General features: G+C 67.6%; 21 protein-coding genes and 1 pseudogene. 6 read left to right on the top strand and 16 right to left on the bottom strand.

Annotation, left to right across the window (positions count from 1 at the left end; genetic code table 11):
- Positions 1-28 precede the first annotated feature (28 nt).
- Positions 29-739 (top strand): annotated as a pseudogene (locus tag JMV16_RS24160) (transposase); the annotation flags it as partial.
- 185 nt (positions 740-924) lie between these two features.
- Here JMV16_RS24160 and JMV16_RS06460 read toward each other — a convergent pair.
- Positions 925-2100: a DUF6236 family protein gene (locus JMV16_RS06460; protein ID WP_201493370.1), complete on the bottom strand. Its 1176-nt coding sequence runs from the start codon at positions 2098-2100 to the stop codon at positions 925-927.
- Positions 2101-2385: 285 nt separating this feature from the next.
- Positions 2386-5217 carry a TIR domain-containing protein gene (locus JMV16_RS06455; RefSeq protein WP_201493369.1) on the bottom strand — a complete coding sequence of 944 codons (2832 nt, stop codon included), beginning with the start codon at positions 5215-5217 and terminating at the stop codon, positions 2386-2388.
- Between the two features lie 146 nt (positions 5218-5363).
- Here JMV16_RS06455 and JMV16_RS06450 point away from each other — a divergent pair, with 146 nt between their 5' ends.
- The 3 genes from JMV16_RS06450 to JMV16_RS06440 all read left to right on the top strand — a co-directional run bounded on the left by JMV16_RS06450 (position 5364) and on the right by JMV16_RS06440 (position 8394).
- Complete coding sequence (locus tag JMV16_RS06450) at positions 5364-6425, top strand: IS630 family transposase (protein WP_201493381.1); 1062 nt, start codon at positions 5364-5366, stop codon at positions 6423-6425.
- A gap of 277 nt (positions 6426-6702) precedes the next feature.
- Complete coding sequence (locus tag JMV16_RS06445; RefSeq protein ID WP_201493368.1) at positions 6703-7776, top strand: serine hydrolase domain-containing protein; 1074 nt, start codon at positions 6703-6705, stop codon at positions 7774-7776.
- Positions 7777-7911: 135 nt separating this feature from the next.
- Positions 7912-8394 carry a GreA/GreB family elongation factor gene (locus JMV16_RS06440; RefSeq protein WP_201493380.1) on the top strand — a complete coding sequence of 161 codons (483 nt, stop codon included), beginning with the start codon at positions 7912-7914 and terminating at the stop codon, positions 8392-8394.
- Positions 8395-8700: 306 nt separating this feature from the next.
- On the opposite strand, the gene JMV16_RS06435 is transcribed toward JMV16_RS06440, so the two are convergent.
- The 11 genes from JMV16_RS06435 to urtA all read right to left on the bottom strand — a co-directional run bounded on the left by JMV16_RS06435 (position 8701) and on the right by urtA (position 19603).
- Complete coding sequence (locus JMV16_RS06435) at positions 8701-9156, bottom strand: hypothetical protein (RefSeq protein ID WP_201493379.1); 456 nt, start codon at positions 9154-9156, stop codon at positions 8701-8703.
- Between the two features lie 149 nt (positions 9157-9305).
- Positions 9306-10931: a nitric oxide reductase activation protein NorD gene (locus tag JMV16_RS06430; RefSeq protein ID WP_201493367.1), complete on the bottom strand. Its 1626-nt coding sequence runs from the start codon at positions 10929-10931 to the stop codon at positions 9306-9308.
- A 17-nt stretch (positions 10932-10948) separates the two neighbouring features.
- Positions 10949-11758 (bottom strand): CbbQ/NirQ/NorQ/GpvN family protein, encoded by an 810-nt coding sequence (locus tag JMV16_RS06425; RefSeq protein ID WP_201493366.1) that lies wholly within the window; start codon positions 11756-11758, stop codon positions 10949-10951.
- Positions 11759-11768: 10 nt separating this feature from the next.
- Positions 11769-12809: an aliphatic amidase gene (locus JMV16_RS06420; RefSeq protein WP_201493365.1), complete on the bottom strand. Its 1041-nt coding sequence runs from the start codon at positions 12807-12809 to the stop codon at positions 11769-11771.
- A 146-nt stretch (positions 12810-12955) separates the two neighbouring features.
- The gene (locus tag JMV16_RS06415; protein ID WP_201493364.1) at positions 12956-13300 is read right to left on the bottom strand and encodes an FmdB family zinc ribbon protein; all 345 of its coding nucleotides are present in this window, start codon (positions 13298-13300) and stop codon (positions 12956-12958) included.
- Between the two features lie 25 nt (positions 13301-13325).
- Positions 13326-14555, bottom strand: a complete 1230-nt coding sequence (gene fmdA, locus JMV16_RS06410) for a formamidase (RefSeq protein ID WP_201493363.1) — start codon at positions 14553-14555, stop codon at positions 13326-13328.
- A gap of 69 nt (positions 14556-14624) precedes the next feature.
- Complete coding sequence (urtE, locus tag JMV16_RS06405) at positions 14625-15314, bottom strand: urea ABC transporter ATP-binding subunit UrtE (protein ID WP_201493362.1); 690 nt, start codon at positions 15312-15314, stop codon at positions 14625-14627.
- A gap of 13 nt (positions 15315-15327) precedes the next feature.
- Positions 15328-16071 (bottom strand): urea ABC transporter ATP-binding protein UrtD, encoded by a 744-nt coding sequence (gene urtD, locus JMV16_RS06400; RefSeq protein ID WP_201493361.1) that lies wholly within the window; start codon positions 16069-16071, stop codon positions 15328-15330.
- A gap of 16 nt (positions 16072-16087) precedes the next feature.
- On the bottom strand, positions 16088-17296 hold the full coding sequence (gene urtC / locus JMV16_RS06395; RefSeq protein WP_201493360.1) for an urea ABC transporter permease subunit UrtC: 1209 nt from the start codon (positions 17294-17296) through the stop codon (positions 16088-16090).
- A 23-nt stretch (positions 17297-17319) separates the two neighbouring features.
- Positions 17320-18234 carry an urea ABC transporter permease subunit UrtB gene (gene urtB / locus JMV16_RS06390; RefSeq protein ID WP_201493359.1) on the bottom strand — a complete coding sequence of 305 codons (915 nt, stop codon included), beginning with the start codon at positions 18232-18234 and terminating at the stop codon, positions 17320-17322.
- A 109-nt stretch (positions 18235-18343) separates the two neighbouring features.
- A complete protein-coding gene (urtA, locus tag JMV16_RS06385; protein WP_201493358.1) occupies positions 18344-19603 on the bottom strand; it encodes an urea ABC transporter substrate-binding protein in 1260 nt (419 codons plus the stop codon).
- A gap of 322 nt (positions 19604-19925) precedes the next feature.
- Here urtA and JMV16_RS06380 point away from each other — a divergent pair, with 322 nt between their 5' ends.
- Both JMV16_RS06380 and JMV16_RS06375 read left to right on the top strand, forming a co-directional pair.
- On the top strand, positions 19926-23345 hold the full coding sequence (locus JMV16_RS06380) for an ATP-binding protein (protein ID WP_236580386.1): 3420 nt from the start codon (positions 19926-19928) through the stop codon (positions 23343-23345).
- Positions 23342-24298 (top strand): DNA-binding response regulator, encoded by a 957-nt coding sequence (locus tag JMV16_RS06375; RefSeq protein WP_201493356.1) that lies wholly within the window; start codon positions 23342-23344, stop codon positions 24296-24298. The genes JMV16_RS06380 and JMV16_RS06375 overlap by 4 nt, the downstream gene beginning before the upstream one ends.
- 138 nt (positions 24299-24436) lie before the next feature.
- On the opposite strand, the gene JMV16_RS24585 is transcribed toward JMV16_RS06375, so the two are convergent.
- Genes JMV16_RS24585 through JMV16_RS06365 form a run of 3 tightly spaced genes read right to left on the bottom strand, consistent with a single transcriptional unit; the run spans position 24437 to position 26275 of the window.
- Positions 24437-24598, bottom strand: a complete 162-nt coding sequence (locus JMV16_RS24585) for a hypothetical protein (RefSeq protein ID WP_411565012.1) — start codon at positions 24596-24598, stop codon at positions 24437-24439.
- Positions 24599-24650: 52 nt separating this feature from the next.
- Entirely contained in the window at positions 24651-25406 is a 756-nt protein-coding gene (locus tag JMV16_RS06370) for a ZIP family metal transporter (RefSeq protein ID WP_201493355.1), read from the bottom strand.
- A complete protein-coding gene (locus tag JMV16_RS06365) occupies positions 25403-26275 on the bottom strand; it encodes an SAM-dependent methyltransferase (protein WP_201493354.1) in 873 nt (290 codons plus the stop codon). Before JMV16_RS06365 ends, JMV16_RS06370 begins: the two co-directional genes overlap by 4 nt.
- Between the last annotated feature and the right edge of the window lie 3 nt (positions 26276-26278).

The raw sequence follows: 26278 nt of genomic DNA, 5'->3' as shown, positions 1-26278 counted from the left end.
CAGAGTCGTAGTTCCAGCACTTGCGGCGGGAGCGATCATCGTCGGCTACAACGTGCAGACCGTGGTCGATGCCAAGCACCACTTGATGGTGGCCCATGAGGTCACCAATGTCGGCCATGACCGCCATCAATTGGCGCACATGGCCAAGCTTGCCAAGGCAGCTACCGCGGAAGACGAGCTCATCGCGTTGGCGGATCGCGGCTACTACGAAGGCTACGAAATCCTGGAGTGCGAACGTGCGGGTGTTGCCGCGGTGGTGCCCAAGCCGATGACATTGAACAAGGCAGCAGTCGGCTTGTTCGACAAGCGCGACTTCGTCTACGACGACAAGGCGGACCAGTACCGGGGCCCGGCCGGCAGCATTGCCATCTACCGCATGACTTCTGAAGAGGCCGGCAAGATCCGGCACAAGTACTGGTCGTCAGACTGCCCTCGATGTCCCATGAAGCCGCGATGAACTACGGGCAAGGAACGGCGCATCTCGCGGTGGGAACACGAGGACGTACTGGATGTCGTTCAAGAACGGCTCGAAGATGCACCTGAAGCCATGAGGCTGCGCCGTCAGACCGTCGAGCACGTCTTCGGCACGCTCAAGGGCTGGATGGGATCGAATCATTTCCTGACCAAGACGCTTCCTCGGGTGGCAACCGAGATGAGCTTGCAGGTCCTGGCGTACAACCTGAAGCGGGTGATCAAGATCCTCGGAACTGGAACGCTGATCGAGGCGATGAGGGCGTAGGGCGAGAGCCCTTTTTGCTTCGGGCACTCGCGGTGCATCGTCAGCCTTTGGCGACGCCCGCGTCAGTCACGTCAGGGATGTCCGCCGTAGCTTCAAGTGCGCGCGTTTCCACACGGCCTCGGCCGGAACCTGAACGCCCACTTGCGTGTACGGAAGCGACCGCTTGTTCACCCCGACAATGCGCGTCACACGCCCAGAGCGAATCTGTGTGCGCCATGCCGCACCCAGCCCCACACGTCCTTCGGCGCCAGGTCCTGCTCCATGCGGTAAAGGTACGAGACCGGAGACCCCCGCAGCGCACCGAGTGCCTCCTTGCGCTTGTCGCGCAGTGTCGACATCACGCCCACCGCAAGTCCGGCGGCTCCGGCGGCCACCGGATTCAGCGCAAGCCCCGCCATCGCAGTTGCAATGCCCGCAGGCAGCACGGACTTCACGTTGAAGCAGCCCAGCACGGCGTCGACACCGCAATCGCGCATCTTCTCGTGCAGGTCTTTCAGGCGGATGCTCCAGAGCTTGTCGTATTCATCGCGCAGGCGCTGTTCCAGCACGGCGGGCTCGTCAATGGACTTCAGCCAGTCGCCGCCCTTGAGCAGATCGGCCGTCGCCTGCTGGAACGCGGTGCGCTCCGGCAAGTATTTCTGCCGAAACTCGAGAATCTTGTCCGGCTCGAGCGCCGCCAAGTTGCTCGGAACCACCGCCTTGAAAGCCACCGAGACCATCAGGCTCTCGACTTCCATTGGCGTCGGCCCCACGTCGACGAGATCGACATCGCCGAGCAGCGCTTGGGCCAACCGCTCGGGCGTGAAGCTGGACAGCGCGAGATGATCACGCGTCTCGTCGGTCAGTGGGCGCAGCCCGCGGTGGGCCGAGATCTGCTCAGCCAACGCCGTCATGTAGACCCAGGCCAGGCGCGGATGCATCCCGATCCAACGTTCGCCGCGGTCATCAGTCGAGGCCAGGCCCGAATCCTTCAGGACGCGGTAGACGTTGTCGTTGATCTTCTCGTAATAGATGTAGCCCAGCCGGGCGTCGTTACCGGACGGCCCGCCGGGGCGCGGCGGCCGCTCCTTCGCCGGCAGTTGCGGCCACTGCTCGCGCAGGTGTAGCCCGTACAACTGAAGCAGCTTCGCACCATATTGGTCGATGAAATCGACGAAGGTTGTTGCGAAGTCGGCTGGGGCCCAGTGGGGTCGTACTGCCTCGATGCAGGGTGCCAGTGCTTTGACCGTGGCACTGTCTTCCGTCGTGTAGTCCTCGGGAACGATGCGCGCCACTTTGTCCCAGTACAACGCAGCGAGCTTCAGCCAGTTGTCGTCCTTGAAGTGGATGAAGGGGTAGTAGAGGGCCTGGTAGCTTTGCATGGTCTACCTCCTGGCTCATGCTAGTTCTTGGCCGGCGCGGAATGCATCACCAGCTTGATGGGCGTGGTTGGGCGCGACAGACCCGCTGCGAAGCACTCCCTCCAAGCCGCCTTTGGGCTTCTCGTTGCTGCGGCACATGGTCGACATCCGACCTGCCAGCGTTCCGCCAAGAGGGTCTTCGGGCCACGCTTGCGGCTGCTGACGTTCGGTTGGAGCGGATGAATATCCGCGGCTGGCTATCTCAGCCTGCCAGCGGGCACCGGGGGGCTGTTCTGCGACTGAGGGTCAGGGGCATAGTGCCCGGTAGGGCAACTCGGCCGCGATCCAGTCGCGCCACTCGGCCGGCGTGATGTCCTGCGTCAGCCGGGCGCAGAGCTCGGCCGCCCACTGGCCTGGCGCCGGCCAGATGCGTACTCCGTAGCGGCCCCGCGCATAGATCTGCACCCGGCGTCCGTCGGCGCTGAATACAAGCGGACCCAAGCCCTCAGACATCGGGTCCGCGAACGGGGCTCCGACCGGGCGCCCACTGGGCAGGTGCCACCAACGGACCGTAGTGCCGTGGCTTGAAGCCAGGAAGTCCCCGACGGGGTCCACGTCCAGCCCTACCACGCCCGCCCCGGCCCGCAGCGGCGGGCGGGCCTCGCGGCCGCTGCCGGTGTCGGTGACAGCGATCAGGCCGTCGGCACCGCCGGAATAGAGCTGGCGCCCGTCGGCGCTGAAGCGCAGCACGCCGACCGCCTTCTGGTGCCGGTCGGCACTGGTCCAAATGCGGCGGCCGCTGGCTACGTCCCAAAGCATCAGCTTGCCGTCCTGCGTCCCCGCGGCCAGCCGGCGGCCCTCGGGGTCCAGTGTCAGACAGCTCAGGTTCTGGGGGGCCTCGGCCAGCGGGGCACCGGCCTCACGTCCGGTGGCCCGATCCCACTGCACGACCCGGCCGCGCCGCAGCGCAAACAGGCGCTGCCCGCCGGGCAGAAAAGCGACGCAAGCCGCGAAGCCTGCGTCGCCCCGTGCCTTGAGGCCACCCGGTAGGCCGTTGCGCGGGTCCAGCAAGTAGTCGACGCTCTGCCCGCCGCCGGCATCGCCCAGGTGCAGCGTGCCGCCCCAGTCGAAGCGAATCTGGCCCACGACGTCGGTCGTGCGCTCGGGCGAAGTCGCCAAGCCCTCGCCCAGTTTCAGCCAGCGCTGCAGGCGCACAGTCGCATCTTCGGCGACGCTTGCGATCAGGTCCGACCCACGCGCCGCGACGATCGCGCGCACCCCGCCCCGGTGCGGCTCGCGCGCCAGCACCTGCGGCATCGCCGGGTCGAGCGCGACGTTGAAGCTGGCGATGTCGCCGCCCTCGGTGCCGATGGCGTAAAAGCGGCCGTCGGCAGTTCCGGCCAGCGCGCTGACCGGGTGCCGCATCGGCTTGGCCGGTCCCGACAGCCGCCGCAGGCCGGCCGAGTCGAAGCTGCACATTGAGTTATCGAAATCCACATACCCGCCCGCGGTCAGCACACGGCGGCCGTCGGGGGCCAGGCCGACGACCTGGGTGTCGCAACGCTCTTCGAGCAGGGTAGATGCGACGAGCTCTGCGTCGGGCAGCCGCCACAGAACCAGCGCGCGGCGCGAGGGCCCGTAGAAGCCGCCTCCGACCACCCGTCCCTGCGCGACCGAGATATGGAGCGACGACAGCGTCATCTTGCCCTCGGGGTAGGGCGTGCGGATGTCCAGCACATGCCGCGACAGAAGCTGGCCCTCGGTTAGCTCATGGTGCAGCAGCAGTTCGTCGACCGCGAGCCACAGTGTCGTCCCGTCGGTACCGAAGGCGGCGGCCGCGGTTCCGTCCCGGCCGGCGTCCAGCACGGGGCCGATAGCCTGCCAGCTGCCGGTGTCCCACACGCGCGCCTGCGCTGGCCGCTCGCGCGCGATGCCGTCCTTAATGACCAGGGCCAGCCGGCTGCCATCGTCGCTCAGCGCCAAGGCCCGCACCAGTGTGCCCCGCGCCAGCGAAAGACCCGGAAGCGGCCGGCCGCCGGGCCAGGTGAAGACCTGCACGCCATGACTGGGCACCGCAACAAAGAGCCTCCCGCCGGCCTCGTCCAGCGCGACCTGGGTGCCGGCCGTGGGCAGCTCGATCAGGCGCACCAGATCGCTATGCCGTTGCAATGCACCGTGCAGCACGCCCAGCACCTCGGGCTCGGGCGCGAGCCGGGCGGCGGCCACCAACTGCAGCAGGGCCCGCCGGTCGCCGCCGGCGCGCAGCCCCGCCAGCATCGCGTCAGACTCGGCAGCAAGGCGCAGCGCGGTGGCCCGTACCAGTTCCTCGCGAGCCCGGGCCTCGGCCTTGCGCGCAGCTTCGGCCTCGCGCGTGGCCAGCGCCTCCGCGGTGCGGGCTGCCGAGGCGGCGCTCTCGGCCCGCGCCGCCGCCGCGGCCTCGTCGCGCGCCGCTTGGCTGGCCTGTGCCTCGGCGACCCGTGCCGCGCTCGCCGAGTCCTCGGCGGCGCGGGCGTTGCGCACCGCATTCGCTTCGCTGACAACAGCGGCCTGGCGCTGCAGCCAGGCGACCAGCGCCAGCGTGGCGAAGGTGGCCATCGCCACCGAGACCAGCGCACGCCAGCGTGTCGCGCTGCGCACGCTGTGCGGCGCCGTCACTAGCCGGCGGAGAACGTCCTCGCCGACCACGCCCTCCTGCCAGGCGGCCTCCGTCTCGTCGATCCAGATGATGTGGCGGTGCGCCAGCCAGGATTCGGCCTCGGCGGCCAGCGCCGGGTCGGTCAGCGCTCCGCCGATGCTGATCGGGACCACCAGCCCGCCCGTCCTGGCGCGTCTGAACTCCTCAACCTCCGCTCGCACCCAGCGCGGCTCGCTCACTGTGGCGGGGTTGAGCACTACGACCAGCGTGCGCGAGCGCCGCAAGGCCCCCTTCAGAGTGGCATCAAGCTGGCCGCCGGCGGGGGCCTCCTCTTCGCTGAAGAAGACCGCCAGGTCCAGCTCGCGCAGGCGCCGCGCGAGGTCGGCGGCATAGGCTCGGCTGCCCCGCGGCGGCGGGCCGAGCGCAAATGAGACGAAGACGTCGTACCCGAACAGGCGCGAGGCCAGGCTGCGCTTCGCGCCGTGCGGCTTGTCGGCGACCATACTGCGTATCCTCCAGTTCGGCACCAGAGCGCGTCGACGCCATGCTAGGGCTGCGGCTTGATTCGGGTCAATTCGAAGGCAGGTGAGTCGACCCGGCGTCTGAGCACCGCGGCGCACTGCGGACTTGGCGTGCGAGTACCAAGACGATTGAACTGGATGAGCCCACCGAGCGAGAGCTTCGTGTGCTTGCCAAGCGCCGCACGGTGGAGGCGCGGCTGCAGCAGCGCGCGCTGGTCGTGTTGCTGGCGGCTCAAGGGCGGCAGAACAAGGACATCGCCGTCGAGGCGGGCCTGGATCGGCGCCAGGTGGCGCTGTGGCGTGAGCGCTTCCTGGCCGGCGGCATAGAGGCGCTGCGCAAAGACGCCCCGCGCAGCGGCCGACCGGCCACGATCACGGCGGAGATCGAGTCGCGCATCGTGCAGGCCACGCTGCATGACAAACCCATCAATGCCACCCACTGGAGCACCCGCACGCTGGCCGAGTACCTGGGCGTTGGCGCGACAACCATCCGCCGCGTCTGGCAAAGCAACGGCCTGAAGCCGCACCTGAGCCGAACCTTCAAGCTCTCGCGCGACCCGCGCTTCGAGGACAAGTTGCTGGACGTGGTGGGCCTGTACATGAACCCGCCCGAGCACGCCCTGGTGCTCAGCTGCGACGAGCAGAGCCAGATCCAGGCGCTCAACCGCACGCAACCGGGCCTGCCGATGAAGCGCGGTCGTGCCGGTACCGTCACGCACGACTACAAGCGCCACGGCACGACCACGTTGTTTGCGGCGCTCAACACGCTGGACGGCAGCGTGATCTCGATGTGCCAGCCCCGGCACCGGCACAGCGAGTGGCTGAAGTTCCTGCGGCTGATCAAGCGCAGCACGCCCAAGCACCTGAGCCTGCATCTGATCGTGAACAACTACGCCACGCACAGCCACCCCGAGGTGCAGAAGTGGCTGGCCCGCAATCCGCGCTTCGTCATGTACTTCACGCCCACCGGCGCGTCGTGGCTGGACATGGTCGAGCGCTGCTTCCGCGACATCACGGACAAGCGCATCCGGCGCGACAGCTTCACCAGCGTCCAGGAGTTGGAATTGGCCATCGACCTCTACGTCGCCCATCACAACATCGACCCCAAGCCGTTCATCTGGACCGCCAGCGCCAAGGACATCCTGGCCAAGGTGACCCGCGCCAAGGCCGCCTTGGTGGCAGCTGCGTGATAAGTACAGAACAGAGCGGCGCACTGCACTGGTTCTCATAAGGCGATTGCCACCAAGCCGACCTTCGATACGGCGGTCGGTGCCACCATGAGTGGCAGCAAAACGCAGATCAGCGGCCGTCTGCGCACCCGTTGGGCTGTCTCATGTGGTCAACGACCGGGACCAGCCGGCACGACGGGCTCGACCCGGGCCTTGGCGAGCATTCAAGCATCTCGATTGCAGCCGGAACGCGGACGTTCGACGGGCACACAGCGTCGTGGCCCCTAGACTGCTGCCCATGCCCACACCTGCTTCGCAACCCCTGGCATTGGCGACCGCCTTCGCCGAAGCCCACGAGACGCCTTGGACGCGCGATCCGCTGCGCGAGCCCCAGCGTTTCGGCGTCCATCACGACGACCCTCCGCCCTGGAACCGCCTGCGCGGCCCCGTGCAGGAGCGCGGGCCCTGCAGCGGCGTGGTGTGGCAGCACGGCGTCGAGATCGCCAGCTGGGGCCAGCCTGACCGCTCAGACCAGACGTTCAGCGTGGCCAAGACCTGCCTGGCCCTGCTGGCCGGCGTAGCGCAGGCGCGCGGGCTCCTGCCCGACGTGGACCGGCCGGTGGCCGCACAGCTGCCCGGCATCGGCTTCGACACGTCGCACAACGCGCCCATCACCTGGCGCCATCTGCTGGAGCAGACCAGCGAGTGGGAGGGCAGCTGCTTCGGCCTGCCAGACCAGGTGGACCGCTGGCGGAAGGTCGCACACGACCCGCGCCCCGCTGGCGGCCCCAAGGGTGGAAGCCGCCCTCTGCAGGCGCCGGGCATGTACTGGGAATACAACGACGTGCGCATCAACCAGCTCTCGCTGGCCTTGCTGCACCTGTTCCGCGAACCGCTGCAGCAGGTCATGCACGACGCGCTGCTGCAACCGCTGGGCGCGCGGGACACCTTCCGCTGGGAAGGCTACGACGACGCCTGGATCATGCTGGACGGTCGGCGCCTTCCCTCGGTTCCCGGTGGCACACACTGGGGCGGCGGCGTGACGGTCAGCGCTCGCGACCTGGCCCGGCTAGGCCAGCTGCTGCTGGATGGCGGTACGCACCAGGGCCGGGCGCTGCTGCCCGCGGATTGGGTGCGCCGCATGGGCCAGCCCACCGTGATCGCGCCGTTCTACGGCTGGCTGGTGTGGCTGAACCCCGCGGGCCGGCTGTTCGAGGGCGCATCGGCCGGCGCGATGTTCATGCAGGGTGCCGGTGGCCACATGGTCTGGGTGGAGCCCGAGCTGCATGCGGTGGTGGTGACCCGCTGGCTGGACCCCGCGCACCAGGCCAGCTTCATCACCATGACGGCCCGCGCCCTGCACGGCACCTGAGCCTGAACGCCGTGCTCAAGGGGGCCAGCCGGGCGGACGCCAGTGCAGCCGCTCGCTGGCTGCACTGGCGACCAGCAGGGCTTCCATCACCATCAAGACCTGATCCCCGCTTGTTTGAAATGCCCAGCTTTCATCATGGATAAATTCTTGCTACAGCAGCAGGTGCTCGAACGGCTGGCCGAAGACCTGCTGCAAGCCGAACAGGCAGTGCGGGCGGCCCATGAAACGGCGACGCACGAAGAAAACATCGCCGAAAACAAGTACGACACTTTGGGACTCGAAGCGTCCTACCTGGCTACCGGCCAAGCTCGTCGCGCCGAGACCATCCGCCAGGCGATGGCCAATTGGCGCCAATTCCGTCCGAGCCCCTACGATCCCAGCAAAGGCATACAGCTCGGCGCACTGGTCTGCCTGCTCGATTCCAACGACAAGCAGCAACAGCTCTTTCTCGGCCCGGATGGGGGCAGCATGAAGCTGGTCAGCGGGGCTCAGTTCGTTCAGGTCATCAGCAGCGAAGCCCCTTTGGGCAGGGCCATGTTGGGTAAATGCGAGGGTGACGAGGTGTCGATACAGGTCGATCCAATCCGACAGCAGTTTGAGGTGCTGCGGGTTCATTGAGCCGCCAGCAAGTTCGCGCCGAGTTGATCAGAGGCTCTGGCCCCGACCCCTTCCGCTCTCCACAACTCCTGACGAGCCATGCGGAATTCGTTCGCGCGCTCGGCGTCGCGCACATCCAAGCGCTTCGGCAGCACTGACCGCGAGGCAGGTCAGGGTCGCGGTACCCGTTGGCTCCCGAGGTCAGCAGACGCTCGGGCGGCGCGAAGTTGCCGTCAAGCTGGCAGAGTCAGCGGTACCTGGAAAACCAGGCCGAGGTTCACGCTGTGGTGGGCGGACTGCGAGGCGACCCTGGCGCAGGGGCGAACGTCAACTCCCGCCGCCCGCGAACTGGTGCTGCCGACCGAGGCCGTGTGGAAACACCCGCATTCGCCGCTGCGCGCAGCCTACCCGTACGTCACGGCGGTGGGCAACCTCATTTGCTGCACCTGCCGAGCCAGCGCAGCGGGCGATAGAGGGCTCTCGCCCTACACCCTCATCGAATTGATTGGCACTCCAGCTTCGAGGAGCTTGATCGCCCGCTTCAGGTTGTACGCCAGGACCTGCAAACTCATCTCTGCCCCGACCCCGAGGAAGCGTCTTGGTCAGGAAGCGATTCGACCCCATCCAGCCCTTGAGCGTGCCGAAGACATGCTCGACGGTCTGTCGGCGTAGCCTCATCGCCTCGGGAGCGCCTTCAAGCCGCTCTTGAAGGTCATCCAGTATGTCTTCGTGTTCCCACCGGGAGATGCGCCGCTCCTTGCTGTTGGTACAGCGAGGCTTCATGGGACACCGCGGGCAGTCCGACGACCCGTATTTGTGCTGGATCTTGCCGGCTTCTACCGGCGCACTGCCGGGTGAACGTCGTCAGCGCCGGGTCGTCGCCCTCGCGGTGAGGCGTGGTAAACGGCGTGGACTGGCGCCGCGCACGGGCGTCAGGCCATGAGGCGCCGCAGCGCACGCGGCAGGGCCGGCAGGTCGGCCAGAGTCTGGGTGCCGGCGCGGCCGAAGATGCGCTGCGCTTGCGGCGCCGGGTGCTCGGCCAGCGTCAGACAGGCCATGCGCACGCCACGGCGGCGTGCGGCCTGCACCGCATGGCGGGCGTCGTCGACCAGGTAGTGCGGATCGTGCACATCCACGTCACTCGGCTGGCCATCGAAGACCAGCAGCACCCAGCGCGCACCCTGCCGGCCGGCGCACAGGCGCGCGGTGGCATGGCGCAGCACCGCGCCCAGCCGGGTTGAGCCGCCGGGTTGCAGTGCCTGCAGCCGCTGCAGCAAGGCGCCGGCGTCGTGCGCACCGGGGCCCTGCAGCAGTTGCAGCCGCACGGCCTGCCGCCCGCTGGACTGGAAGGCCGCCACCGCGCATGGCACGCCCAGCGCCTGCAGCGCCTGGGCCGTGGCCGCCGCGCCCTGCGCCGCCACCTGCAGCACGCTGGGGCGGGCGGGTCCACCACCGGCCAAGGGCGCGGCGGTAGAGGCCGAACGGTCCACCAGCAGCCACACGGTCGAACGGGCTGCCACCGGCTGGCGGGCGCGGTACAGGCGGGCATCGCCGGGCTGGCCGCAACGACGGGCGATCCGCCAGGCCAGCAGCGCGTCCAGGTGAAAGCGCTCGCCATCAGCCGCACGGCCCCGCGGTGCCAGCGGCCGCGCCAGCGCCTGCAGCGGTGCCAGCAGGCGCCGGCTCAGTGACTGCGAGGGCTCTGGGGCGGCCTCCCGCGGGGCGGTGTGCGGGGGCGGAGGCACCGCGGTCGGCAGGGCCTGCTCGATCACCCGCGTCCAATCGGGCCGCAGGCGTTGGATCAGCCGGTCCCACTCCGGGTGGTGGGTCACGGTCTGCGACAGTGGCGCTTCGGCTCGATCAGGCTCGGTCCGTGCATCGGCCGGCAGCGGCTGCGGCAGGGGCGGCGGCTGCACCGCGGCCTGCTGGTCGGCGGCCCACATCCAACGGTGGTCGTCGCGGTAGGCAGGGGCCGGGCGGTAAGCCTTGGCGTTGAAGGGCAGGCGCATCTGGCCAAGGTCGTGGCCCAGGCGCATGGCGGCCGTGCGCAACTCGGCGGGCGTGCGCAACGCCGGCAGACCCAGGCCCTCGTCCAGGAAAAACAGCCGCCGACCCTTGGCCACCCAGGGGTGGGGATCCGGATAGCCGGGGTCGGCGAGCGCGCGCGCCAGTCGCGCCATGAGCGCCTCGCAGCCGTGGCCGCTTGCGGGGGTGGCGGTATGCAGCGGCCGCCACAGGCGCGCCAGACCAGGCAGTTCGCGCATGGCCAGGGCTTCCACGCGGGCGTCTTCGAGCAGGGCCAGCAAGGCTCGTGCGGTAGGCACCAGGCCGTCGGCGGCAAAGCGGCGCGGCGAGTACACCAGGTGAGCAGCGGCATGCGCCGCGGCAGCGCAGTGCAGCTGCCAGCGGGGCTGCGCCGGCAGGTGGATGCTGCCATCGGCAATGAAGGGCGACGCGCTGTCCAGGTGCAAGGGGGGCGCGGCATTCCACAGCAAACGCAGCCACTGCGCCAGCGGCTGTCCCGATGCCTGAAGCTGGGGGCGGACCGTCGTGTCCATGCGCGCCGCACCGCTGCTCAGAAAGACGCGTCCAGCGCCGCGTGCAGGGCCTGCCGCACACCGGACTCGTCGCTCAAGACGTCGGCCACGGCCATGGCGCAAGCAGCTGCCGGGTACAGGCCCTGCTGCACCAGCAGCGCGGCGTGTACCAGCATGCGGGTGGACGCACCCTCGTCCAGCCCCTGGCCCTGCAGACGGCGGGTGCGCACACCGAAGGCCACGATGGCCGCGCTGCGGTCGATGTCCAGGCCCGACTCGCGCGCCACGATGCCGGCCTCGCGCTCGGGGGTGGGGTAGCCAAACTCCAGCGCGCAGAAGCGCTGCCGGGTGCTGGACTTCAGTTCGCGCGCCATCGGCGACGGGTTGTAGGAGACCACCAGTTGGAACTCGGGGTGCGCCGGCACCAACTCGTCGCGCTGGGCCAGCGGCAGCATGCGACGGGTGTCGGTCAGCGGGTGGATCACCACGGTGGCATCGGCACGCGCTTCCACCAACTCATCCAGGTAGCAGATGGCGCCGTGCCGGGCGGCCAGGGTCAGCGGCCCGTCTTGCCAGCGGGTGCCGTCGGCGTCCAGCAGCCAGCGGCCGACCAGATCGCCCGCGCTCAGATCTTCGTGGCAGGCCACGGTGACCAGCGGACGGCCCAGGCGCCAGGCCATGTGCTCGACGAAGCGGGTCTTGCCGCAGCCGGTCGGGCCCTTGACCAACACCGGCAGGCGCTGGGCGGTGGCGGCCTGGAAGCGCACCAGTTCGTCGCCGCTGGGCTGGTAGTACGGCTCGGCAGCCAGGCGCCAGGCCGCCAGTGCCTGGGCATCGGAATGGACCATCGCCTGCGCCTCAGCGGTGGGCGATGCTGTCTGGATTGGGGATGCCCTCGATGGGCGCCTCTTCGGTGCCCACGGTGCTGCGGGTGAAGGCTTCGACCTGCTGGCGCGTGCCCTCGGGGTCGTTCACCCACTGGCTGTAGAAGCCGTAGGGACAGGCGGCCACGCCCTGGTCGCCTTCACGGCTGTTGATGAGCCCCGTGTAGCCGCGGTGCAGCAGCTTGAACAGGTGGTTCTCGCTCTGGCCGTGCTTGCGGAAGTCGCGAATGAGGTGCTTGCTGAGCGCGGCGTACTGGATGCCCATGTCCTCTTCGCCACATTCGCCCAGCGTGCGGCCGTCGAAGCCGATGATGGCGCTGTGGCCGAAGTAGCTGTACACGCCGTCGAAGCCCGCCGCATTGGCCACCGCCACGTAGCAGTTGTTGGCAAAAGCCATGGCCTTGCTGATGAGGATCTGCTGCTCCTTGGCCGGGTACATGTAGCCCTGGCAGCGGATGATGAGTTCGGCGCCCTTCATCGCGCAGTCGCGCCAGATCTCAGGGTAGTTGCCGTCGTCGCAGATGATCAGGCTGATCTTCAGTCCCTTGGGGCCGTCGCTCACGTAGGTGCAGTTGCCGGGGTACCAGCCCTCGATGGGCACCCAGGGCATGATCTTGCGGTACTTCTGGACGATCTCGCCCTGGTCGTTCATCAGGATGAGCGTGTTGTAGGGCGCCTTGTGCGGGTGTTCTTCGTGGCGCTCGCCGGTCAGCGAGAACACGCCCCACACCTTGGCCTGGCGGCAGGCGGCGGCAAAGATCTCGGTCTCGGCGCCGGGCACGGTGGCCGCGTTGTCGTACATCTCCTGGCTGTCGTACATGATGCCGTGGGTGCTGTACTCGGGGAAGATCACCAGGTCCATGCCGGGCAGCCCCGCCTTCATGCCGATGAGCATATCGGCGATCTTCTTCGCGTTGGCAATCACCTCGGCCTTGGTGTGCAGGCGCGGCATCTTGTAGTTGACGACCGCGACGCCGACGGTGTCCTTGCTGCTGGAAATGTCGCCATGGTGCATGGTGCGAGTCCCCTTCTTGAAATGATGGATCGGTGGCGCCGCTGTCGCCAGCGGACCGGCTTGCTCAAGACCGTCAAGCCACACAGCGCCTTATGCGTGCGGCAACGCCATTGCCGCACGCGCCTGCAGTGACCCGAAGCGCCGCCTCAGTGACTGATCATCCAGGGCCGTTTGCTCGGGAAGGCCTTGTTGCCGTTGGCGCCGGTCACCGTGGCCTTCTTGCGCACGCCGGTGCTGCAACAGCCGCACCCGGCCGGGTGACGCAGTCGCGCGTAATCGCCCGAACGCTGCGGCTCGTGCCGCGCTCGCTCGTTGGTGGCCATGGCCGCCCGGGTGCCGCCGTCCATCAACGCCAGCCGTGGCGCGGAGGCGAAGACGCGCGGCGAGGCGCCGCCGCAATCGGGGCAGATCGCGGGCTCGTTGCGGTCGGCCAGGCTGCGAAAGGCGTCGAAGCCGCCGCAGTCGGAACAGGCGTAGTCGTAGGTCGGCATCGCGGCGGCTCCGGTTCGCTCAGGATCAGACGAGGTCTTGCGACAGCGGCATGTCGATCGAGCCATCCAGGTGCTTCACCGGCCCGGCCGCGCTGGGGTTGATGTCGAAGTCGAAGATTTGCGTCGGCAGCCACAGCGTGGCGCAGGCGTTGGGCACGTCGACCACGCCGCTGATGTGGCCCTGCACCGGCGCCGTGCCCAGGATGCTGTAGGCCTGCGCACCCGAGTAGCCGAACTTCTTGAGGTACTCGATGGCGTTCAGGCAGGCCTGGCGGTAGGCCACGTTGACGTCCAGGTAGTACTGCTTGCCGCTTTCGTCGACGCTGATGCCTTCGAAGATCAGGTAGTCGTTGTAGGTGGGCGTGATCGGGCTGGGCTTGAAGATCGGGTTCTTGATGCCGTACTTGGCCATGCCGCCCTTGATAAGCGTGACCTTCATGTGTACCCAGCCGGCCATCTCGATGGCGCCGCAGAAGGTGATCTCGCCGTCGCCCTGCGAAAAGTGAAGGTCGCCCACGCTCAGCCCAGCCCCGTCCACGTAGACCGGGAAGTACACCTTCGCGCCGCGCGACAGATCCTTGATGTCGCAGTTGCCGCCATGCTCGCGCGGCGGCACGGTGCGCGCGGCCTCGGCGGCGGCCTTGGCCTTGGCGTCGCCGGTCATCTTGCCCATGTGGGCGGTGCCGGCAAACGGTGGGTTGGCCAGGCCCTTGGTGGCGGGGTCGGAATCGATCAGCGCCTGCTCGCGTGCGTTCCACATCTCGAGCATCTTGGGGTCGGGCAGGCAGCCGATGAGGCCAGGGTGGATCAGGCCCGCATAGCGCACACCCGGCACATGCCGGCTGCTGGTGAACATGCCCTGGATGTCCCAGATCGACTTCTGCGCCAGCGGGAAGTGCTCGGTCAGGAAGCCGCCGCCGTTCTTCTTGCTGAAGAAGCCGTTGAAACCCCACAAGCTGTCCTGCTTGGCGCCGATGTCCAGCAGGTCCACCACCAGCAGGTCGCCCGGCTCGGCACCCTTCACGCCCACCGGGCCGCTGAGGTAATGCACGGTGCTCAGGTCGATGTCGCGCACATCGTCAGCGCTGTCATTGTTCTTGATGAAGCCGCCGGTCCAGTCGAAGGTCTCCAGGATGAAGTCGTCGCCCGGGTTCACCCAGCAGGCCATCGGGATGTCGGGGTGCCAGCGGTTGTGGATGTTCTCGTTCTCCAGCGGGCTCTTGCTGAGGTCAACGCTGATCAGGGTCTCGGCCATGTGAATCTCCTGGGGTGCGGGGTGGGGAAGTGGTCCGCGCCAGCGTCCAGCGCCCGGCGCGGGGTTCGCTCAAACAGAGAGGTACTGCTTGATGTGGGCGACGTCGGTGTCGGCGCGGCGTGTCTCATGCACCAGGCGGCCGCCTTCGATGACGAAGAGGCGATCGGCCACGTCCAGCGCAAAACTCAGCACCTGCTCGCTCACCACGATGGTGATGTCGCGCATCTTGCGGATCTCGTTGAGCGCCTTGGCGATATCCTTGATGATCGAAGGCTGGATGCCTTCGGTGGGCTCGTCGAGCAGCAGCACCTTGGGTTCGGTCACCAGCGCGCGCGCGATGGCCAATTGCTGCTGCTGCCCACCCGAGAGGTTGCCGCCCTTGCGCCGGCGCATTTCCCACAGCACCGGAAACAGCGCATAGATCTCCTCCGGAATGCGGCGGTCCTTGCTGTTCTCCAGCCCGGTCTGGATGTTCTCTTCCACGCTCAGCGTGGGGAAGATCATGCGGCCCTGAGGCACGTAGGCAATGCCCTTGGCCACGCGGCGGTAGCTCTCGTCCTTGCTGATCTCCTGCCCGGCCACGGTGACGCTGCCGCTGCGCGTGGGCAGCACGCCCATCAGGCTTTTGAACAGCGTGGTCTTGCCCATGCCGTTGCGGCCCATGATGGCCACGGTTTCCTTTTTGGCCGCGTCGAACGAGATACCGTGCAGCGCCTCGCTTTGGCCGTAGGCCACGAACAGATCCTTCACGCTCAGCATGGGTTTGGCTCCTTCAATGGCCCAGGTACACGTCGATGACTTTCGGGTCGTTCTGCACCTTGTCCATCGAACCCTCGGCGAGGATCTTTCCCTGGTGCATCACCGTCACCTTGTGGGCAATCTGCTTGACGAAGTCCATGTCGTGCTCGATGACGATCACGCTGCGGTTCTGGCAGATGCGCTGCAGCAGTTCGGCCGTCATCTCGCGCTCGCGTGCGCTCATGCCGGCGATGGGCTCGTCGAGCAGCAGCAGTTCGGGCTCCTGCATCAGCAGCATGCCGATCTCCAGCCACTGCTTCTGGCCGTGGCTCAGCAGTCCGGCCTCGGTGTCGAGCTTGTCGGCCAGGTGTATCTCGTCGGCCACCCCCTGCACCCGGGCCTTCACCTCGCCGGTGCACTTGAAGGCCAGCGCGCCAAACACCGAGCGGCCCTTGGGATAGGACACCTCCAGGTTCTGGAACACGCTCAGGTTCTCGTAGATGGAGGGTGTCTGGAACTTGCGCCCGATGCCCAGGCGCACGCGCTGGAACTCGGCCATCTTCGTCAGCTCGGTGTTCTTGAACTTGATGCTGCCCGCTGCAGCCTTGGTCTTGCCGCAGATCAGGTCGAGCAGCGTGGTCTTTCCGGCGCCGTTGGGGCCGATGATCACGCGCAGCTCGTTCTTGTCGATGTAAATCGTCAGGGCGTCGATGGCCTTGAAACCATCGAAGCTGACGGTGAGATCCTCGATGGCCAGGGCGAAGTCTGTGTTGCTCATGCGGGGGACTCCGGGTTCAAGCCTGCTGGCCGCTCACGCCGGGCGGCAGCGGTGGCTGGTCGTTGGCCTTGCCCCTGGGCAACGCTGCCGCGCTGGAAGCGGCAGCGGCGCTAGGCTCCACAGCCTCGGCGGGCACGGCGCCGCCGGCATGGCGCCTCTTCCACCACGGCACCACATGGCTGTCCCACAGTCCGGCCAGGCCCATCGGGAAGGCCATGGTCACGCCGATGAAAAGCGCGGCCATCATGAACAGCCACAGTTCGGGGAAGCTCTCGGAGAAGAAGGTCTTGCCGGCGTTGACCAGCAGCGCGCCATATACCGCGCCCACCAGGCTCATGCGGCCTCCCACTGCGGCGTAGATGACCATCTCGATGCTGGGCACGATGCCCACGAAGCTGGGTGACATGAAGCCCACCTGCAGCGTGAACAGTGCCCCGCCGATGCCCGACAGTCCCGCCGCCAGGCAGAAGGTGAAGATGCGGAAGTTGGCCACGTCGTAGCCGGAAAAGCGCACCCGGTCTTCCTTGTCGCGCATGGCCAGCAACAGGGTGCCGGCCTTGCCGGTCTGCATCCAGCGGCACAGCACGATGCTGGCCGCCAGCAGCGCCACGCACAGGTAGTACAGGATGTACTTGGCGCCGTCTGTGCGGGTGTCCCAGCCCAGCACGGTCTTGAGGTCGGTCATGCCGTTTACGCCGCCGGTGAAGCCCTGCTGGCCGATAATCAACACCGTGAGGATCAGCGCCACCGCCTGCGTGATGATGGCGAAATAGACACCGCCCACGCGACGCTTGAACATCGCGAAGCTGATGATCCAGGCCAGCAGCGTGGGCACCGCCACCACCGCGATCAGCGTGAAGGTGAGCGAACGGAAGGGCTCCCAGAACAGCGGCAGCGCGGTCAGCTGGTTCCAGTCCATGAAGTCGGGAATGCCGGGGGTGGACTGGATCTTGGTGGTGATCGGGTCACTGGCCTCCAGCTTCAGAAACATGGCCATGGCATAGCCGCCCAGGCCGAAGAACACGCCCTGCCCCAGGCTGAGCACGCCGCCGTAGCCCCACACCATCACCAGGCCGATGGCGACAAAGGCATAGGTGAGGTACTTGCCCACCAGATTGAGGCGAAAGATGTCCAGGCCGAGCGGCAGCACCACCGCCAGCAGCAGGACGAGCACCAGCAGGCTGGTAAGTTGGTAGCGCTTGATGAGGTCTTTGAGGGCGTTCATGCGTGGGCGTCCGGTGGGGGTTTCTAGCGTCGCACCTTGCTGGCAAACAGACCTTGCGGCCGCACCATCAGGATCAGCACGATCAGCGACAGCGTGATCACCTTGGCCATCGAGCCCGACAGGAAGAACTCGGTGATCGACTGCGTCTGCGCGATGCCGAAGGCCGACACCACGGTGCCCAGCAGGCTGGCCGCGCCACCGAAGGTGACGACCAGGAAGCTATCGACGATGTACAGCGAACCCGAGGTGGGCCCGGTGGAGCCGATGGTGGTGAAGGCCGCGCCGGCCACACCGGCAATGCCGCAGCCAATGGCGAAGGTCAGGCGATCGGTCTTCTGGGTGTTGATGCCAATGGCGTTCGCCATGCTCCGGTTGCTCACCGTGGCGCGCACGCGCAGGCCCCAGCGGCTCTTGGCCAGCGCCACCAGCACCGCACAGGTGACGAAAGTGGTGAGCGCCAGCACGAACATGCCGTTGATTGGGATGTCCAGCCCCTGATCCGGCGCCCAGGAGCCCAGCAGCCAGTTGGGCAGCGTGGGGCTCACTTCCTTGGGGCCGATGAAGCTGCGAAAGCTCTGCTGCAGCGCCAGGCTGATGCCCCAGGTGGCCAGCAAGGTGTCCAGCGGACGCTTGTACAGGTGGCGGATGAGCGCCCATTCCACCAGCCAGCCCAGGGCAAAGGCAAAGCCGAAGGCCAGCAGGATGGCCAGCGGGAAGTACACGCCCATCAGGTGTGGCGCGAACTTCTCGGTGAGCGTGCTGCCCAGGTAGATGGTGTAGGCGCCGATGGTCATGAACTCGCCGTGCGCCATGTTGATGACGCCCATCTGGCCGAAGATGATGGCCAGGCCCAGGCCCATGAGCAGCAGCACGGCAAACAGGCTCAAGCCCGCGAATCCCTGCATCAGGCCGATGTTCAGCATCTCGGAGAAGTTCATCGCACACCCGCAAAGTCAAAGCCGAAGCCGGCTCACGCCGCGAACCCGGCAGTGCCGGGCCGCTGGCGCGCGCCCTGGAAGGCCAGCGGCCGCCAGGCCGCTGCAGTGCTTACTGGTATCCCTTGGGGAAGGGATCGGGCTTGATGAGCTCGGGGCTCTCGGCCACCACCTTGAAGGTGGCATCGGGCATGCCCATGGCGATGCGCGACTTGCTCCACAGGTGGTGGTTCTTGTCGAGCTTGACGTAGCCCTCGGGGGCGGTCTTCAGCTCGATGCCGGTCTCAGAGGCGGCCACCACCTTGTCCACGTCGAAGCTGCCGGCCTTCTCCACTGCGGCCTTCCACAGCCAGGGGCCCAGGTAACCCGCCTGTGTCACGTCGCCGATGACGGCGTCCTTGCCGTACTTGCCCTTGAAGGCGGCGACGAACTTCTTGTTGTTCTCGTTGTCCAGGCTCTGGAAGTACTTCATCGACGAATAGAAGCCGGCGAAGTTCTCGCCGCCCACGCCCGTCATTTCGTCTTCGGTCACGCTCAGCGTCAGCAGCAGCTGCTTGTCACCGGTGATGCCCGCGGCCTTGAGCGCCTTGTAGAAGGCCACGTTGGAGCCGCCCACCACTGCGGTGAAGATGCAGTCGGGCTTCTGCACCTTGATCTTGTTCATCAGGCTGCCGAAGTTGGTGCTGCCCAGCGGGTAGTACTCCTCGCCGACGACCTTGCCCTTCTGGAAGTTCTCGATGTGCTTGCGCGCGATCTTCATCGAGGTGCGCGGCCAGATGTAGTCGCTGCCGATGAGGAAGAAGCTCTTGGCCTTCTTCTCCTTTTGCGCCCAGTCCAGGCCGTACAGGATCTGCTGCGTGGCCTCCTGGCCGGTGTAGATCACGTTCTTGCTTTGCTCCAGGCCTTCGTAGAAGGTCGGGTAGTACAGCAGGCCGTTCTCCTTCTCGAACACCGGCAGCACGGCCTTGCGCGAAGCACTGGTCCAGCAGCCGAACACGGTGGCAACCTTGTCGTTGACCAGCAGCTTGCGGCTCTTCTCGGCAAAGGTCGGCCAGTCGCTGGCGCCGTCTTCCTTGATGACCTTGATCTTGCGGCCCAGCACGCCGCCCATGGCATTGATCTGGTCGATGGCGAGTTGCTCGGCCTGGATCGAGCCGGTCTCGCTGATGGCCATGGTGCCGGTGGCCGAGTGCAGCTGGCCCACCGTCACCTCGGTGTCGGTGATGGCCTTGCCGGTGGTGTTGACCTTGGCAGTGGGGAACTGCTGGGCCGCGGCCCAGGCCGGAATGCCGGCCAGCGGCAACGCGGTGGCGGCCTGTAGCAAGCGGCGGCGCTGGGCGGATTTCAGATCGCGGTCATTCGGGTTCGACATGGGTTCTCCAGGCTGTGAGCAAAGCGGGGCATGCAGCACCATCGCGGGGCGTTCGACGCTGAAACACCGGGGACGGGGTGCTCAGTGGCGGCATGGGTGCAACCTTAGGGTCAACCCTGCGCAGCCCGAATACGTCATTCAACGCAGGGCCGCCGATGGCCAGGGCGTGCAGACTCGCGCCCGTCGCCGGTGGGTTCCCCGGGGTGCAGGCTCGTCCGGCTGACGGCAGGATCGCTTCTTGCGTACTCGGTACCGTCCCGCATCCGTGTGCGTCTCACCTGCAGCAAGGGGTTCCCGATTGGTGTCTGCCGCGCAGAAACTGGTGCCACAGAAGATCTTCCGCATCCGCCGTGACTACAACAGCTGGGTCAACGACGAGACACTGGAGGACTACGCGCTGCGCTACACGCCGCGCCACTTCCGAAAGTGGAGCGAGGCCCGGGTGGCCAACACCGCCTTCGGCGCCACCAGCTTCCTGGCCCTGGAAGCCATCGGCGGCGCCGTAGCGCTGAGCTACGGCTTTACCAACGCGCTCTGGGCGATCCTGGTGGTGGGGCTGATCACCTTCCTCACCGGCCTGCCCATCAGCTACTACGCCGCGAAGTACGGTCTGGACATGGACCTGCTGACCCGCGGTGCCGGCTTTGGCTACCTGGGCAGCACCCTCACCTCGCTGGTGTACGCCAGCTTCACCTTCATCTTCTTCGCGCTGGAGGCCGCGATCCTGGCGCTGGCGCTGCAGATGGCGCTGCACTGGCCGCTGTGGCTGTGCTATCTGATGGCCTCGCTGGGTGTGGTGCCGCTGGTGATGCACGGCATCACGCTCATCTCGCGGCTGCAGTTGTGGTCGCAGCCGATCTGGCTGATGCTGTTCGTGCTGCCCTATGCCTTCGTGGCCTGGAAGGAGCCACAGCGCTTTGCCGAGTTCACCAGCCTGGCGGGCAAGGTGTCGGGCAGCGCAGGGTTTGATGCGGTGATGTTCGGCGCCGCCGCCACGGTGGCTTTTTCGCTGGTGGTGCAGATCGGCGAGCAGGTGGACTACCTGCGATTCCTGCCCGAGAAGACACCGCAGAGCGCGCGTCGCTGGTGGGCCGCGGTGCTGCTGGCCGGGCCGGGCTGGATCCTGCCGGGCATGCTGAAGATGCTCGGTGGTGCCTTTCTGGCCTTCCTGGTGCTGCAACAGCAGATGCCCACCGCAAGGGCCATCGACCCCAACCAGATGTACATGGCGGGCTTCGCCTACGTGTTCAGCAGCCCTGGCTGGGTGCTGGCCGCCACGGTGCTGTTCGTCATCGTCTCGCAGGTCAAGATCAATCTCACCAACGCCTATGCCGGCAGCCTGGCCTGGAGCAACTTCTTCGCTCGCCTCACCCACAGCCACCCGGGCCGGGTGGTGTGGCTGGTGTTCAACGTGCTGATCGCCGTGCTGCTGATGATGCTGGGCGTGTTCGAGGCGCTGGAGCGCGTGCTGGGCCTGTACAGCAACGTGGCCATCGCCTGGGTGGGCGCGCTGGTGGCCGACCTGGTGATCAACAAGCCTCTGGGCTGGAGCCCCAAGCACATCGAGTTCCGCCGCGCCTACCTCTACGATATCAACCCGGTGGGGCTGGGCGCGATGCTGGCCGCCGCCACGCTGGCGGTGGTGGCATTCGCCGGCGCTTTCGGCCCGCTGGCGCAGGCCTATGCGCCCTTCATCGCACTGGGCGCCAGCCTGGCCATTTCGCCGCTGCTGGCCTGGTGGACGCGCGGGCGCTGGTACCTGGCCCGCACCGATCCGCCGCGCTGGAAGCCGGGGGAATCGGTGCGCTGCTCGGTGTGCGAGAACCCCTTCGAGTCCGACGACATGGCCTGGTGCCCCGCCTATGGCGCACCCATCTGCAGCCTGTGCTGCACCCTTGAATCGCGCTGCCATGACCGCTGCAAAGCCGACAGCCGCACCGCCGACCAGGTGCGCGCGGCGCTGGCCCGGTTGCTGCCGGCGCAACTGGCGGCACGCATCAACTTCCGCGTCGCGCATTACCTGGTGGTGGTGGTCTCGCTGGTGGCGCTGCTGGCGGTGATTCTTGGCGTGGTGTATGAGCAGCAGGCTGGGTTGCAAACGCTGGAGCAGGCCGCCTTGCGCGCGCCCTTCCTGCAGGCATTTGCGCTGCTCACGCTGGCGTTGGCCGTGGGCGCATGGTGGATGGTGCTGGCCAGTGAGAGCCGGCATCGCGCCGAAGACGAGAGCAACCGCCAGAACCTGCTGCTGACCCGCGAGATCGAGGCCCACGGCCGCACCGACGCCGCCTTGCAGGCTGCCAAAGACCTGGCCGAGGCCGCCAACCAGGCCAAGACGCGCTATGTGGCTGGCATCACGCATGAGTTGCGCACGCCCCTCAACAGCATCCTGGGCTATGCGCAGATCCTGTTGAAGGACGAGCGGCTCACGCCCGAGCCGCGCCGCGCCGTGGCCACCATCCACCGCAGCGGCGAGCACCTGCACGGACTCATCGACGGCCTGCTCGATCTGGCCCGCATCGAGGCTGGCCGCCTGCGGCTGGACCCGGCACCGCTGCCCATGCGCGAGTTCCTCGACGACCTGGTGCGCATGGTGGCGCCGCAGGCGGCCGCCCGCCACCTGGCCTTTGCATTGCAGACCGAGGGCCGCGTGCCCGAATACATCCGCGCCGATGCCAAACGGTTGCGGCAGATCCTGATCAACCTGCTGGGCAACGCCATCCGCTTCACCGACGCCGGCAGCGTCACCCTGCGCATCGATTTCAGCCGCGAGGTGGCCCGCCTGAATGTCATCGACACCGGCATCGGCATTGCCGAGCAGGACCTGGAGCGAATCTTCATGCCCTTTGAGCGCGGCAGCGCCGGCCGGCGCAGCGGCGACGCCGGCACCGGCCTGGGCCTGACCATCACCCACCTGCTCACGCAGTTGATGGGCGGCGAGCTCACGGTGCGGAGCAAGCCGGGCGAGGGCAGCACCTTCACCGTGCGGCTGTACCTCAGCGAGATCGCGGCGCCGGCGCAGCGCAGCGTCACCCACCACCGGCCGGTCACCGGCTACATCGGTGCGCGGCGCAGTTTGCTCGTCGTGGACGACCATCCCACGCAACGGCAGATGCTGGCGGGCATGCTGTTGCCGCTGGGCTTTGTGATCCGCGAGGCTGCCAGCGGCAGCGAGTGCCTGGAGAGCGTAGCCGACCAACGGCCCGATGCCGTGCTGCTGGACATCACCATGGACGACATGGACGGCTGGGAAACCGCGCACCGGCTGCGCACCCACGATCAGCGGCTGGCCGAGCTGGCCGGCGCCGCGCTGCCGGCCATGCCCATCATCATGGTCTCGGCCAATGCCTTCGAGAACCGCGCCGACAAGCTGGAGGCGGCGGGTGCCCAGGCCTTTGTCGACAAGCCGGTGATCGAGAGCGAACTGCTGGTGGCGCTGCAGAAGCACCTGCAATTGGAGTGGGTGGCCGAGCTCACTGTGCCCGGCTGGGCGCCGCCCGTGGCGGTGCCGTCGTCCTGCGCCTTGCCTGCCTTGCATGCCGCGCCGCTTCTGCGGCTGGCACGCCTGGGTCACGCCCAAGGCTTGCACCAAGCGCTGGACACGCTGGCGTCCACACAGCCGACCCTGGCAGCCGAGGCAGCGGTGTTGCGCGGTCTGGCCGAGCGCTACGCATTCACCGACCTGGCCGACCGCCTGCGCCGCGCCATCGGCGCCGATGATGCGGGCGAGGAAGAAGCCGCATGACCGCCACCCCGCCCCCCGCCACGCCGCCGCCGGGCCGGCCCGGCGACATCGTGCTTTTGGTGGACGACGTGCCCGAGAGCCTGGGCGCGTTGGAGCAAGAACTGGAAGCCGACGGCTACACCGTGCTGGTGGCCCACAGTGGCGAGGCGGCGCTGGCCCGGCTCGATCTCGTCACACCAGACGCCATCTTGCTGGATGCGCTGATGCCCGGCTGGTCCGGTTTCGAAACCTGCCGCCGCATCAAGGCTGAGCCGGCCTGGTCGCACATTCCCATCATCTTCATGACCGGGCTGTCCGAGACGGCGCATGTGGTCGAGGGCTTCGACGCCGGCGGGGTCGATTACGTCGTCAAGCCGCTGCGCGCCCAGGAGGTGCAGGCCCGGCTGGCGACCCATGTGCGCAATGCCCGCGCGGTGCGGCTGGCGCGCGACGCGGTGGACGTGGGCGGCCACGGCGTGCTTGTGGTCGACGCGCGCAGCCGCATCGCCTGGCAGTCGCCGCAGGCGCAGCGTTGGCTGGCCGACTGTTTTGCAGACCTGTCTGCCGGCGCCACTGCCAGTCCCCCTGCCAGCGTGCAACAGGCCGCTGCGGCCTGGCTGGCGGGCCTGGCCGCGCCCGGCGCCGACGCCGCCCTGGGTCGCCACACCCGGGTCGACGGCCGCCTGCTGGTGGCGCGCCGGCTGGGCGAGGTGGGCCTGGGCGAGACCATGTGGCTGCTCAGCCTGCAGGCGGCGGGCGACGCGGCGCCTTCGCGTCTGTCCACCGCGGCGCTCACCCCGCGCGAGACCGAGGTGCTGTCCTGGGTGGCCAAGGGCAAGACCAACCGCGACGTGGCCGACATCCTGGGCATGAGCCCGCGCACGGTGAACAAGCACCTGGAGCATGTGTTCGAGAAGCTCGGCGTGGAGACCCGCGCCGCCGCAGCCGCACTGGCCAGCCGGGAGCTGGGCTGAGCAGGACCACGACCCGCCTTGCGCCGCCCGTTCGCCGTCAGCCGACCTGCGGTATTGCCTGGGTGGCGTGTGAGGTCGAATATGTCCGGCCGCAAGGCGGACAAGCACACCTGCGCGACCGCCTTGCACGCAGAGGTATCACTCGAAGTGGTAGGGTGCGTCGGGCTCGCCGAGCATCACCCCGTCGAAGCCGGCGTGGTCCTCGAAGCGCCCCCGCACCGAAAGACCCAGTCCGTCTCGATAGAACGGTAGCAGCGCGTCGATGTTGTCCGTGGCACGTGCGACGCGAAGGGCTTCGATGGGCCTGTCGTGTTCCTCAGTCGTGGCCGAAAGTCACGGCTCCGGTCAGCCTTCAAGCGCCTGCGTGCGCGAAGCTTCGAGCAATGACGACCAGGGCCGGGCCGCTGGTCAACCAACCGAGTTGCATGGCTGTCTGCCGCCAAGGCAAGCGTCGCTGCAGGCTGGGCAGCAGGTCGGCCATGGCCACGTACAGGAAACTGCTCGCGGCCACGACCAGCAGGTAGGGGAACACGGCTTGCCAGGGCGCCACGACGAGGTAGCCGAGGATGCCGCCCACGACCGATGCCAGGCCGGAGATCAGGTTGTAGAACAGCGCGCGGCGCCTCGACAAGCCGAGGCCGAGCAGCACCACGTAGTCACCCACCTCCTGCGGTATCTCGTGGGCGATGATCGCGATGGAGGTCGTGATCCCGAGTCGAACGTCTGTGAGGAACGCGGCAGCGATGATGATGCCGTCGCACAGGTTGTGGATGCTGTCGCCGAGCAGCACGCTCCAGCTGCCGCGCGCGGCTGTCGGCAGGGTCGGCGAGTCGCCATCGTGGCGGTGCCGGTACAGCTCGGCTTTCTCCAGAAGGAAGAAGAAGATCAGCCCGCCCAGCAGTGTCAGAAACAGCGGGTGCGGGTCCGCCGCGCTCTCGAAGGCCTCCGGCAGCAGGTGCAACAGGGCCGTGCCCATCAGCAGACCCGCCGACACGCTGACCAGGCCATGGCAGAGCACCTTCATCGACGCGACCGTCAACGAAGCGGCAATCAGCACCGACAGCACGCCGCCGGTCAGTGTGGCCATCAAGATGTACGCCAGGGTCATGAGGGGTCTCCACGCTCGGCCGAGCCCGAGCCGTCGGTGCGCAGGCCCGTCACCTTCTCGCCCATGACGAGGCAATGCGTCAGAGAGGGCTGCGCCGTGCGACCGTGAACGATCTGCCGGATGAGCCAGCCGGAGTGCTCGAGAAACTGCGGGCTCCAGCCAGCGCGGTCGCCGCGATACAGCACGTCGTCCTCCCAGAGGACGTCCCCGTCGGGGACCTCCATCGCCACGCGCACGGCCAGCGGTCCGTTCACTTCGAAGTGACGCCGCCACCAACCGGGGCTGTGGTACCTGTCGTATTCGGCGTTCCAGCCGTCGGTGGCACGGAAGAGCGGGGGGAACTCTTCGTTCTCTTGGCTGAAGCAGCCCTGCGCGATGGCCAGGCGACCCCCGGGCTTGAGCAGCGACGTGAGGTAGCGCAGCAACCACCGGGCCGTCCCGAAGCAATGGAAGGCCTGGAGGCACACGATCGCGTCCAGGCTCCCCGCTTCGACCGGGACACCGCGGGCAATGTCACCCTGCAGCGCGGTGACGCGATCGGCCACGCCCGCTATCGCGGCGGCCGCCAGCCGTTCGGGCGCCGGGATCCACAGGTCCAGCGAGATCACGTTGGCGCCGCAATTCGCGGCGAAGAAGACCGTGGACTGCCCGCGCCCGCACCCGATATCGAGCACCCGATCGCCAGGCTGCAGTTGCAACGCATCGGCGAGCCGCTCGGCGAGCAACAGCCCGCCCGGTGCCATCCAGCGCCCGTCATCGTAGATCTCGCGGCGCGTGCGCCGAGCCAGCATCGGGTGGCGCGCTGCCTCGAGCGATCGGCACGAGGCGCGCACCCACGCCTCGGTCAAGGGGGCCGTTGCGAGTTCCATCTT

This window comes from Rubrivivax sp. A210 (genome assembly GCF_904426505.1).
Classification (GTDB): Bacteria; Pseudomonadota; Gammaproteobacteria; order Burkholderiales; family Burkholderiaceae_C; genus Rubrivivax.
Note: the sequence above shows the minus strand (reverse complement) of the source record. Positions and strands in the feature narration are given on the sequence as shown.

What these genes read in the sequence shown, in the direction of transcription:
- JMV16_RS06460 (WP_201493370.1), bottom strand. Translation starts at nt 2,100, where the DNA reads ATGCAAAGCTACCAGGCCCTCTACTACCCCTTCATCCACTTCAAGGAC.
- JMV16_RS06435 (WP_201493379.1), bottom strand. Translation starts at nt 9,156, where the DNA reads ATGAAGCCTCGCTGTACCAACAGCAAGGAGCGGCGCATCTCCCGGTGG.
- JMV16_RS06365 (WP_201493354.1), bottom strand. Translation starts at nt 26,275, where the DNA reads ATGGAACTCGCAACGGCCCCCTTGACCGAGGCGTGGGTGCGCGCCTCG.
- JMV16_RS06415 (WP_201493364.1), bottom strand. Translation starts at nt 13,300, where the DNA reads ATGCCGACCTACGACTACGCCTGTTCCGACTGCGGCGGCTTCGACGCC.
- JMV16_RS06420 (WP_201493365.1), bottom strand. Translation starts at nt 12,809, where the DNA reads ATGCACCATGGCGACATTTCCAGCAGCAAGGACACCGTCGGCGTCGCG.
- JMV16_RS06455 (WP_201493369.1), bottom strand. Translation starts at nt 5,217, where the DNA reads ATGGTCGCCGACAAGCCGCACGGCGCGAAGCGCAGCCTGGCCTCGCGC.
- JMV16_RS06425 (WP_201493366.1), bottom strand. Translation starts at nt 11,758, where the DNA reads ATGGTCCATTCCGATGCCCAGGCACTGGCGGCCTGGCGCCTGGCTGCC.
- urtE (WP_201493362.1), bottom strand. Translation starts at nt 15,314, where the DNA reads ATGCTGAGCGTGAAGGATCTGTTCGTGGCCTACGGCCAAAGCGAGGCG.
- urtC (WP_201493360.1), bottom strand. Translation starts at nt 17,296, where the DNA reads ATGAACGCCCTCAAAGACCTCATCAAGCGCTACCAACTTACCAGCCTG.
- urtB (WP_201493359.1), bottom strand. Translation starts at nt 18,234, where the DNA reads ATGAACTTCTCCGAGATGCTGAACATCGGCCTGATGCAGGGATTCGCG.
- JMV16_RS06445 (WP_201493368.1), top strand. Translation starts at nt 6,703, where the DNA reads ATGCCCACACCTGCTTCGCAACCCCTGGCATTGGCGACCGCCTTCGCC.
- JMV16_RS06440 (WP_201493380.1), top strand. Translation starts at nt 7,912, where the DNA reads ATGGATAAATTCTTGCTACAGCAGCAGGTGCTCGAACGGCTGGCCGAA.
- urtA (WP_201493358.1), bottom strand. Translation starts at nt 19,603, where the DNA reads ATGTCGAACCCGAATGACCGCGATCTGAAATCCGCCCAGCGCCGCCGC.
- JMV16_RS06370 (WP_201493355.1), bottom strand. Translation starts at nt 25,406, where the DNA reads ATGACCCTGGCGTACATCTTGATGGCCACACTGACCGGCGGCGTGCTG.
- JMV16_RS06375 (WP_201493356.1), top strand. Translation starts at nt 23,342, where the DNA reads ATGACCGCCACCCCGCCCCCCGCCACGCCGCCGCCGGGCCGGCCCGGC.
- JMV16_RS06430 (WP_201493367.1), bottom strand. Translation starts at nt 10,931, where the DNA reads ATGGACACGACGGTCCGCCCCCAGCTTCAGGCATCGGGACAGCCGCTG.
- fmdA (WP_201493363.1), bottom strand. Translation starts at nt 14,555, where the DNA reads ATGGCCGAGACCCTGATCAGCGTTGACCTCAGCAAGAGCCCGCTGGAG.
- urtD (WP_201493361.1), bottom strand. Translation starts at nt 16,071, where the DNA reads ATGAGCAACACAGACTTCGCCCTGGCCATCGAGGATCTCACCGTCAGC.